This window comes from Acidiphilium sp. (genome assembly GCF_049977125.1).
GTDB lineage: Bacteria > Pseudomonadota > Alphaproteobacteria > Acetobacterales > Acetobacteraceae > Acidiphilium.
This window is the reverse complement of sequence record NZ_JBMFGY010000110.1, coordinates 1-10,336: the sequence shown is the minus strand read 5'-3', so window position 1 is coordinate 10,336 and position 10,336 is coordinate 1. Positions and strand designations below refer to the sequence as shown.

At 61.8% G+C, this 10,336-nt stretch carries 9 protein-coding genes and 1 pseudogene; 3 read left to right on the top strand and 7 right to left on the bottom strand.

Features of this window, described 5'->3' with window-relative positions:
• Positions 1–109: 109 nt before the first annotated feature.
• A complete protein-coding gene (locus tag ACP5E6_RS13840; protein WP_427954902.1) occupies positions 110–1,321 on the bottom strand; it encodes an ABC transporter substrate-binding protein in 1,212 nt (403 codons plus the stop codon).
• 140 nt (positions 1,322–1,461) lie between these two features.
• On the opposite strand from ACP5E6_RS13840, the gene ACP5E6_RS13835 reads away from it, so the two are divergent.
• A complete protein-coding gene (locus ACP5E6_RS13835; protein WP_427954900.1) occupies positions 1,462–2,463 on the top strand; it encodes an NAD(P)H-quinone oxidoreductase in 1,002 nt (333 codons plus the stop codon).
• A gap of 343 nt (positions 2,464–2,806) precedes the next feature.
• A complete protein-coding gene (locus ACP5E6_RS13830) occupies positions 2,807–3,988 on the top strand; it encodes a beta strand repeat-containing protein (protein ID WP_427954898.1) in 1,182 nt (393 codons plus the stop codon).
• A 170-nt stretch (positions 3,989–4,158) separates the two neighbouring features.
• Here the strand turns inward: ACP5E6_RS13830 and ACP5E6_RS13825 are convergent, their stop codons facing one another.
• From ACP5E6_RS13825 to ACP5E6_RS13800, 6 genes are all read right to left on the bottom strand, one after another.
• The gene (locus ACP5E6_RS13825) at positions 4,159–4,938 is read right to left on the bottom strand and encodes an ABC transporter ATP-binding protein (protein ID WP_427954897.1); all 780 of its coding nucleotides are present in this window, start codon (positions 4,936–4,938) and stop codon (positions 4,159–4,161) included.
• 38 nt (positions 4,939–4,976) lie between these two features.
• Positions 4,977–5,762, bottom strand: a complete 786-nt coding sequence (locus ACP5E6_RS13820; RefSeq protein ID WP_427954896.1) for an MlaE family ABC transporter permease — start codon at positions 5,760–5,762, stop codon at positions 4,977–4,979.
• 7 nt (positions 5,763–5,769) lie between these two features.
• Positions 5,770–6,939, bottom strand: a complete 1,170-nt coding sequence (alr, locus tag ACP5E6_RS13815) for an alanine racemase (RefSeq protein WP_427954895.1) — start codon at positions 6,937–6,939, stop codon at positions 5,770–5,772.
• The gene (locus tag ACP5E6_RS13810; RefSeq protein WP_427954894.1) at positions 6,851–7,663 is read right to left on the bottom strand and encodes an EcsC family protein; all 813 of its coding nucleotides are present in this window, start codon (positions 7,661–7,663) and stop codon (positions 6,851–6,853) included. Before ACP5E6_RS13810 ends, alr begins: the two co-directional genes overlap by 89 nt.
• Before the next feature lie 29 nt (positions 7,664–7,692).
• Positions 7,693–9,174, bottom strand: a complete 1,482-nt coding sequence (locus ACP5E6_RS13805) for a replicative DNA helicase (protein ID WP_427954893.1) — start codon at positions 9,172–9,174, stop codon at positions 7,693–7,695.
• A 99-nt stretch (positions 9,175–9,273) separates the two neighbouring features.
• Positions 9,274–10,005, bottom strand: a complete 732-nt coding sequence (locus tag ACP5E6_RS13800) for a trimeric intracellular cation channel family protein (protein WP_427954892.1) — start codon at positions 10,003–10,005, stop codon at positions 9,274–9,276.
• A 56-nt stretch (positions 10,006–10,061) separates the two neighbouring features.
• On the opposite strand from ACP5E6_RS13800, the pseudogene ACP5E6_RS13795 reads away from it, so the two are divergent.
• Positions 10,062–10,336 (top strand): annotated as a pseudogene (locus tag ACP5E6_RS13795) (IS5/IS1182 family transposase); the annotation flags it as partial.

The window sequence follows — 10,336 nt, the reverse complement described above, 5'->3', positions numbered from 1 at the left end:
CCGTCAGGCTGACCGTACGCTGGAGTGATAGGCGATTAGAGCGATATGCGATTAAGTTGACGCGACAGCGGCAACATAATCGCATGAAATCGCTCGAAAAAATATAGAGCTAGAGCGAGAGGATTGGCTTGGTGGCGCCGGCGATGGTGGGATCGACCGTGACGAGGCGACTGCCGCGCCATTGTTGCAGGGTGGCGAAACTGTCGCGGTTCTGGCCGTCGGGGCTGAATGCGACGCCCCAGCCATTGGCGAGCGTGCCGCGTGGCTGGTGGATTGCCATCAGCGATGTGGTGAGATGTTCGCCGGCGCTGATCGCTGCGATGACCAGCGTGGTGCCGACATAGCTGGTCAGGCTGGCGCCGCTGCGGGGGGATGTCGCGTAGCGCGCGCGATAGGCCGCGGCGATCGCGGCGGCGGGGCCGGTTGGGGGGTAGAGCGGGGCATCGACCACCAGCGTGTTCTCGATCGCGCGGCCAAGGGCGTCACCAATGACCGTCATGCCATAGCCGGGGCCGACGCCGATGATCATGCGGGGCCGCCACGCCGCCATCGCGAGCGCCTGGTAGAGCAACAGCACATGTTCGGTGCGACCGGCGTGGATCAGCAGATCGATTTTGGCACGACGCATGCGGCCGACTTCGCTGGCGAGATCCATCGAGTCGGTGGCGTAACCGAGTGTGAGCAGGATCGGCAGGTTGGTTCGATGCGCGATGCCAAGCATGGCGGCGGCGAACGAGCCGTCGCTCGCACCCACGTCGAACAACAGGGCGATGCGTAGCGTTGTGGCGGGTTGGTGCCAGGCCGGGGCGATCTGGCCGATGATGGTCGAGGCGGTGGTGGCCGCAAGGTCGGTGGTGGTGAGGCCGGTGCGGATCAGCATTTTGAAACCGCGAGCGGTCAGGGTGTCGGCCGGAGCATCGAGTTCGATATAGGGTAGATCGGCCAGTTCGGCGGCCGCCGTGGCCGCGAAGGAGGTGGTTGATGACAAGGTGCCGAGCAGCGCGGTCGGGGGGCTCGCCTTGGCGAGACGGGCGATGCCGCGGGCCGGATCGGCCAGGGTCGCGGCATCGGCCCTGATCAGGCGGATCGCGTCGGTCCGGTGGCGGTTCGCGGCGGCCACCGCCAACGCGACGCCGCGCCAGGCCTCGTCGCCGGCCAAAGCCTGCGCGCCCTGATCGGGAAACAAGGCGGCCAGGGTGACCTTGCTGGCGGAATGTGCCGGCACTGTAGCGCCGGCCGCCATGGCCACGACCGGCGCGATGATGGCGGCAGCGCTGCCGAGCAGGGCGCGTCGGGTTGGGTCCGGACGGATCAGGCGCATCGGTTCGGTCTGGCAGGGGGGCGCGGTTGAGCGATCATGCGACCTGGATCAAGAGTGAGTATCATGCGTAAGCCTGGGCAAGGGCGTGGTGGCGATGATCGCCGCCACGCCGCGCCTTAGCACAAGAGAGGATGGACACCATGACCCTGCCCCGCGAAATGCGCCATGTCACCTATGATGCTCCGGGTGGACCCGAAATGATGTATTTGACCACGGGGGCGGTGCCGGTTCCCGGGCCTGGTGAGGTTCTGGTCAGGGTGGCGGCGGCAGGGATCAATCGGCCGGATATTCAGCAACGCAAGGGGGCGTATCCGCCGCCGCCCGGCGCCAGCCCGATTTTGGGACTGGAAGCGGCGGGCGAGGTGGTCGCGCTGGGTGACGGGGTTGAGGCGTGGCGCATTGGCGACCGTGTGACCGGTCTGTGCAACGGCGGCGGCTACGCTGAATTCGTGGCTGTACCGGCGGGGCAGTGCCTGGAGTGGCCGGCGGGGTTCGACGCCGAGCAGGCGGCATCGCTGCCGGAAACATATTTCACGGTCTGGGCCAATTTGTTCGACCTCGGTCGTTTGGCGCCGGGCGAGACGGTGCTGGTGCATGGCGGCACATCCGGCATCGGCGTGACCGCGATCCAACTGGCGACGGTATTCGGCGCCAAGGTTTACACGACGGCTGGTTCGGCAGCGAAATGTGCGGCGTGCCTCGATCTGGGGGCGGTCGGCGCGATCAATTATCGCGAGGCTGATTTTTTGCCTGACATCAAGGCGATGACCAGGGACGCCGGGGTTGATGTCGTGCTGGATATGGTGGGTGCGCCCTATACGCAGCGCAATCTGGCGGTCCTGAAACGGGGCGGCCGATTGGTGCAGATCGCGTTCATGCAGGGGAGCGTCACCAGCGGTCTGGATCTGCTGCCGATCATGGTGAAGCGACTGACCGTGACCGGATCGACGATGCGACCTCGTAGCGCGGCGGAGAAAGCGGCAATCGCCCGATCACTTCACAATGTCGTGTGGCCATGGCTGGAATCGGGGGTGGTGCGACCGGTGATCTTCCAGACACTCGACTGGCGTGACGTCTCAAAATCTCACATGATTATGGAAAAAAGCGATCATGTTGGAAAAATTATCATGAGAATCAATTAGCTGGAACCGACGCGATTTTAGAAAATGTCCCGATTGTAACAACGAAGTTGGTGAGGAGGCTCGGGTGGTTGCGATGTGAAAATCCATATTGCAACGCAGCATGCCGATGGATAGGGGCGCGGCGTTCAAAAGTTACTGTCTAAAATCGCTCGAAAATGAGGCAAATATTGCCGTTTTAAGTCGCTAGTTAGTTTGCGTGTCCAAGAATCTTAACATTTGGTTGTGAAGTTTTTCTTGCTTTGCACCATGGGGTCGTCTATCCGGAAACCATAAATTAAGTTTTTGGAGGCTTCCCAATATGAGTAGTTCGGTAACGGTTGTCGGCGGCGTCAACAATGGGTCGGTGTCGGGGGCGGTTTCTGTTCCGATCGGAGGGTTGTCGACGTCGGCATTGCAGAATTTGCAATCCTCGCTCGGTGCCATCACGGCGAGCGTGCTTGGAGGCACTGCCGGATTTACCAATTTAGATTCAGTTGTTGGTTCGACTTACGGATCAACGATCTCCGGCACGAACAATCTGCTTGAAGTCACCAATACCGATAGTCTCGGCGCATCGACGGCTGGTTCGATCAGCGGGACGTTGAATGTTGCCAGTGTCTATAGTTCGGTTGTGGTGCAGGCGCCCGGTTCGATCACGGTCAATGGCAGCGGCATGACGCCTACGACTTACGTTTTGGGCGCGAGCAGCAATGTGGATCTGTTCACCGGCGGTGGCACGAATTCGATTGTCGCGGGTGGTGGCACCGACAATCTCAATCTACACGGCTCGAACTTCGTCACGATTTCCAGTGGTCAGGATACTGCGCGGGTCTATGAGGGCAGCAACACGATCGTTGCGACCGGATCGGCCTCGGTGATTGCTGCCACCTCGAAAGGTTACGCCGGCTCACTCGATTTCATCAATAACAGCACGGTCTCGGCAACGCTGTTCGGCAACGCCGGTTCTGAAACGGCATTCGGCGGCAATGCTGGCGGCACGTTCCTTGGTGGCACCGCGGGCAACAACTCACTCATCGGCGGTAACGGGTCGGTCTTCCTGCAAGGTGGTGGCAATGGCGACCTTCTGAGCGCCGGCGCGGATGGGGCAACGAGTTCGAGCGGCGCCAATTACCTCTTCGCCGGTGCGGGGAATGAGACCCTTCTGGCCAGCTCGGTCACTGGCTCCAACCTGTTCTATACCGGCGTCGGTTCGGATATCATTTCGACCGCAGGGTCCGGCACCCAGTACTTCTTTACCTCCAGCGGTAACGCATCGATCACGGGTTCGACCACGTCTGGCGCCAACAACATCTACTTCATGGGCAGTGCTACCGGTATCGGTAGCAACGATATCATCACGAATTTCAAAACGACATCGAGCGAACTGATCGCCAATAACGGTACCAGCATCGAGACCATCACTTCCGCGACCCTCAACGGTACGCCTGGCGCGTTGGTCACATTGTCTGACGGCACACACATCACGTTGCTGGGCGTCAATGCGGCAAGCATCAGCGGGTCGATTGGTGGTAAGATCATCACCTGATCCGTCAGGCTTCTGAACCCATTGAGGAGCCCGGATTAACCTCCGGGCTTTTTCATGGGCGATTCACCTAGAGTGTTTTGCTTTCACCAAAACACTCTAGAACTATGTTTTTTTGAGCGATTTCACGCGATTACGTTGCCGCTGCCGCGTCAAATGAATCGCATATCGCTCTATTTGCGCAGGGCCATCTGGATCGGGCCATCGCTGCGACCGTGGGTGAATTGGTCGACCATCGGATTGCCGCTGTCCATCACCGTCGCGGCCGGGCCTTCCCAGATGATTTTGCCGTCGAACAGCATTGCGATCCGATCGCCGATGCGGGCGGCGCTGGCCATGTCGTGGGTGATGGCGATCGAGGTTGAGCCGAGGCGTTTGACGCAATCGATGATCAAACCATCGATGACGGCCCCCATGATCGGGTCGAGGCCGGTGGTCGGTTCGTCAAAGAACAGGATGGCGGGTTCGGCGGCGATGGCGCGTGCAAGGGCGACGCGTTTTTGCATGCCGCCGGATAGTTCGGCGGGTGACAACTCACCGACGCTGGCATCGAGCCCGACTTGCGCGAGCACCTTGGCTGCCAGGGCACGGGCTTCGCCGCGGGTAACCTTACCCCGGGCGAGCAGGCCGAAGGCGACGTTTTCCCAGACGGAGCGGCTGTCGAACAGGGCGCCATTTTGAAACAGCATGCCGATCTGGTCGCGCAGTTGACGGGCGCGGGCAGGCTTGGCGGTCAGCACGTTTTCACCATCGATCATGATGCTGCCCGCGTCCGGCTCGATCATGCCGAGGATGCATTTCAACAGGACCGATTTGCCGGTGCCGGAACCGCCGATCACCACCATGCTGGTGCGGGGCATCACGTCGAGATCGACGCCATCGAGCACGGTTTTGCTGCCGAAGGATTTCTTCAGGCCGCGGATCTGGATTTTGGGCTGGATCGTCGTGCTCATTGCGAACTCGGTGCCTTCGATTCTAGACGTGAAGAAGGTCAGGGCGTGAAGAACGCCTGGGTCAGAACATAGTCGAACGCCAGGATCATGATCGAGGCGGAGACCACCGCAGACGTGGTGGCGCCGCCGACACCCTGGGCACCACCGCGCGAACGATAGCCGTGAAAACAGCCCATCAGGGCGATAATGAAGCCGAAAACCGCTGCTTTGATCAGACCGGAGATCACATCAGTCGCTTTGAGATAGCTCAACGTGTCCTGCAGATAGGCGGTGGGATCGAAGCCGAGCCGCACGGTTGAGACAAGAAAACCACCGGCGACGCCGAGGATATCGGCGACCACAACGAGCAGGGGCAGCGCGATGACGCCGGCGAGCAGGCGCGGTGTGACCAGATAGCGCATCGGATCGGTCGCGAGGGTGGATAATGCGTCGATCTGGTCGGTCACGCGCATGGTGCCGATTTCGGCCGCCATGGCGGAACCGGCGCGGCCGGCGACCATCAGCCCGGCGAGCACCGGGCCAAGCTCGCGGGTGAGCGAGAGCACCACAACGCTTGCGATCACGCTCGAACTGTCGAACCGGGAGAAGCCGACATAGCTTTGCAGCGCGAGGACCATGCCGGTGAAAACCGCCGTGAGAGCGACGACGGGGAGGCTGAAGAAGCCGATTTCCATCAAAGCGCGGCCGAAATTACTTAGGTAGTAAGGGGGGCGAAACAGGCCGGCGAGGGCAGCGAGGGTGAACAGCGCCAGTTCGCCGAGCAGGCCGAGGATGGCGATCACGAAGCGGCCGAGAGCGGCCACCGGGTCAAACACGAGGTTCATGACGCGGTTATACCGATTTTACCACGCGCCGATAGCGCCGCCCAAGGCTGGTCAGGATTTCATAGGGAATGGTACCGGCTTCCGCCGCGATGGCATCGATATCGTGCCCGGGTCCGATCAGTTCGAGCGGGGTGCCTTGTGTGAGATCCGGGTTGTCCGTGATGTCGAACGTCATCAGATCCATCGAGACTCGGCCGACCAGCGGGATGACGCGATCATGGTGACGGGCGGTGAGGCGGCCGGCGAGGCTACGGGGCAGGCCATCGGCGTAACCGACGCCGATGGTGGCGATCAGGGAGGGTCGGCCGGCCCGCCAGGATGCGTTGTAGCCCACGGTATCGCCCGCATTGATCGCACGGATTTGCAGGATCGGTGCCGATAGGGTGATCACCGGTCGCATCGGGTTGGGTGCGTGAGGCGTGGGGTTGCCGCCATAAAGCGCGATGCCGGGACGGGCGAGATCGGTGGCGAAATTTGGGCCGAGAAAGATGCCCGATGAATTGGTGATGCTTGTGCCGATGCCGGGGAAGCGCGCGGCGATGGCCGCGAAATGCGCCGCTTGGCGCTGGTTGCTGAGGGCATTCGGATCTTCCGCTGCGACCAGATGGGTCATGATATAGTTGAGGTTGATGCCGTCGAGCCGGCCGGGTTCGGCAAGGAGGGTGGCGCATTCGGCGGCGTCGAGGCCGAGGCGGCTCATGCCGGTGTCGATATGTAGGAGAGCGGACGGACGCCGGCCCGATTTCCGGGCGGCGGCCTGCCAGCGGGCGCAGTCGGCCAGTGAATTCAGCACAGGGCTGATATTATGGGCGAGGGCATCCGCTTCCAGCCCGGGCGGGCAGCCGTTCAGCACGGCGATCCACGCGGCGGGGAGGGTCCGACGCAGTGCGAAGGCCTCATCGGTGGTCGCCACAAAGAAGCGTCGGCACCCGGCGGCAGCGAGGGCAGGCGCGATGAGCGCGGCGCCGAGCCCGTAGGCATCGGCCTTGACCACGGCGGCGGTCTCGCCGGTGTGGCGGGCGCAGAGGAGGCGCCAGTTGGCGACAACCGCTCCGACATCGATGGTCAGGGTTGGTGCGGGCGCGTGGTCAGGCGGCGTCGCGGAACAGGTGTTTGCGCTGGCGATAGTCTTCGACGTAACGGTCGAAACAGGCTCGGACGGCATCGGCATCGCCATATTTTCGCTCCAGCGCGCGCAAGGTGAAATGTACCTGCGCCATGGTTTGGAAATAGCCCATGAACAGATAATTCACACCCGCCCCCGCGATGGCGCCGACGAAGGGGACCATCGAGGCCAGGACCTGGTCGGACATGACCACCGAGAAACGCGCCGCCACGGTGCGAAGAAACAGCGAAATCGGCGCATGGGTCATGGCACCGCGCACCGCCCAATAACTCGCCTCGATGTCCTCTGCTTCGTCGCGAATGGTCCCGAAACCGAATACTTCGAGGCAGGCGCGGCGGGTGTTGAAATCATCGAGGTCCTCACCGTGGCTGCGGGCGATTTCCGCGATCGAACGGAACATCATGGTCATGGTGAAGGGGATGTCGGCGAGGCCGAGGACCCCGCCCGATAGCCCCGAGAAGGCGCCACTCGCGGCAACGACGTTGCGGTAGCGTTGCTCTGGAGCGGGGCCGACATGTTTGCCGGCCAGACCGAAGCGTGAGGCGCTGAGCAGCGACCACATGGCTTCGGAAGCGTATTCCTCGACGGCACGGCGACCGTTGGGCGCGATCCAGGTTATTGCGCGCTCGACAGCGCTGCCGGCGGTGCGGCCAATGCGGTTGAGGACGCGGGTAAACAGGCCGCGCGAGGCGATGAACCGCGCCGCCGCCTGATCGATCAGGCGCCGGTCAGCCTCGGAAAATCCTGCACAGGCATTATTGCCGATCATCGCCATGGGTGAGCATCCTCGTTGCCAGTCCTGTTTCACTCATGTTGGGTGTCGAGATCGGCAAATCGAGTGAATTCTGCCTCGAAAAAGAGCTGGATCGTGCCCGTCGGCCCGTGGCGCTGTTTGGCAAGCAGCAGTTCGGCCTTGTTATGGACCAATTCCATCTTGCGCTGCCAGTCATCGAGTGCGGCCTGGAAATCGGCGTCCTTCATGTCGGTCGGCTTGGGCATGCGCATTTGCAGATAATATTCGTCACGATAGACGAACATCACCGCATCGGCATCCTGCTCGATGGTGCCGGATTCGCGGAGGTCGGAGAGTTGGGGGCGTTTGTCCTCGCGGGATTCGACCGCGCGGGAGAGTTGCGACAACGCCAGCACCGGCACCGCGAGTTCCTTGGCGATGGCTTTGAGACCCTGAGTGATCTGGCTGATCTCGAGGACCCGGTTATCGGGTTTGGTGCCGGCGGCGGGGCGCATCAATTGCAGGTAGTCGACGACGATGAGGGCGAGGCCGCGGGTGCGCTTGAGACGGCGGCAGCGGGTGCGCAGCGCCGAGAGGGTGATGGCGGGCGTGTCGTCGATCACCAGGGGAAGGCGGGAAATCCGGCGCGAGACGGCAACGAAATTGTCAAAATCCTTCTGACCGATTTCGCCGCGGCGAATACGGTCGGATGAGACGCGGGCCTCTTCGGCAAGTAATCGGGTGGCGAGCTGTTCGGCACTCATTTCGAGCGAGAAAATCGCAACGGCCTGCTTGGCTTCGGCATTGGGATTGTCAACGCGGGCCTCGGCGAGCAGCGCCTGCGCAGCGCCGTAGGCGATTTTCGTGGCCAGGGCGGTTTTGCCCATGCCCGGACGACCGGCGAGGATCAGCAGATCGGAGGGATGAAGCCCGCCGGTCTTGCCGTCGAGGTCGGTCAGACCAGTGGTCAGGCCGGAGACTTTGCCGTCGCGTTCGAACGCCTTGGCGGCGGTATCGATCGCCATGGCGAGGGCGGTTTCAAAGCTCATCGCACTGCCTTCGGCGCCCCCCCTCGTCGCGAGGTCGAACAACGCCTGCTCGGCCGCCTCGATCTGCGACGTACCGTCAAGTTCAGGTTCGGCACCGAAGGCGCGATTGACCGTGACTTCGCCGAGATCGATCAATTGGCGCCTGATCCAGGCATCATAAATGGTGCGGCCGTAATCGCCGGCGTTGATGATGCCGACCATGGCCGACAGAAGTTGCGCGAGATAGGCAGGGCCACCAACGTCGTCGAGCAGGCCGGAATGTTCGAAGGTCGAGCGGAGCGTGACCGGATCGGCGAGTTGCCCGGCCTCGATCCTGCGGGCGATCGCCTCGAAGATGCGCCCGTGCACGGCATCGGCGAAATGTTCGGGTGCTAGGAATTCCGAGACGCGTTCATAGGCCTTGTTGTTGGCGAGCAGCGCGCCGAGCAGCGCCTGTTCAGCTTCGAGATTGGCGGGGGGGAGGCGTTGTGACAGGCCGAGAAGTGGAGGATCGATGGCATTCATGGCCCCTTTGTAGCGTCGGTGCGATCGACATGACAGGTGGGAGCATCTGTGGATTAGGTGGATAGGGTGGACAAACGCTGGAGACGCGCCAAATTTGTTTCACTGCGATTTGTCATCGTTCGAACCACCTAATCCCGAGCGTCCTTGCGCGGACAATTGCGCGACCGGCAAATGCCAACCGTATCTGATCGCCATGAAGCGAAGGGCAAAGCAGAAAACGCCTCCAGCCACCGCCGAAACGCCATAGGGAAGACCAAGCATATGGCCGATGACAACAATGGATGCGCCGGCCAGTGCCGCAACTGCGTAAAGATCTGACCGCAGCACTTGTGGTATTTCCGTGAGGAGAACGTCGCGCGTCATGCCACCGCCGACGCCGGTCAACATGCCCAGAAGGGCTGACATTACGGGACTCAATCCAAACTCGATCGCCTTCTGTGCGCCGGCGACGGCGAAGAATGACAGACCCACGGCATCGAACCAGAGAACCGGACTGCGCAACCGATCGACGCCGGCATACCAGAAGAAGGTGATGAGTCCGGCTACGATCGAGACCAGTAAATATTTTCCATTCGTTAGGGCCGCCGGAGGGAAGGCACCGATCAGCAGGTCGCGGGTGATCCCACCAAAATTCCCCGTCACGAACGACAGGACGAGGATGCCGAAAATATCGAGCCGGCGATTGATGGCGGCAACCGCCCCACTGATCGCGAAGACAAACGTGCCTCCCAAGTCAAGGATATGCATGAAGGTCTCAATCTTGATCATCGCAATTCCACCCGCGAAAACTCTGCTTGCCGAATGAGAGCACAACGCGGCATTCGGAGGCATTCAATACGTGAGCCGCCAGATCAGGTGAACGCCGCATGCAACACATTCGCTTTAGCAGCCTGCTGCTGAAGGATCGCCCGCCCTGGCCCACGGTTCATCGCTGGTTTGCCCGGCTCCGCGAGGATGGCGCCTGCAGACGAACAAACCACCGTCTGGTCATGTTCAACCGGGAAACGGTCGCCCCTGAGGCCGGTCCGACAGCTGCGGTGATCGACAGCCAGAGTGTCAGGACGACCAAGAGCGGCCAATTCCATGGCTATATTATGCGGGCAAAAAGATAAAGGGCCGCGATGGAGCGGTGCCTTTGAAGCGAGTCTCGCGCCCGGGTTGG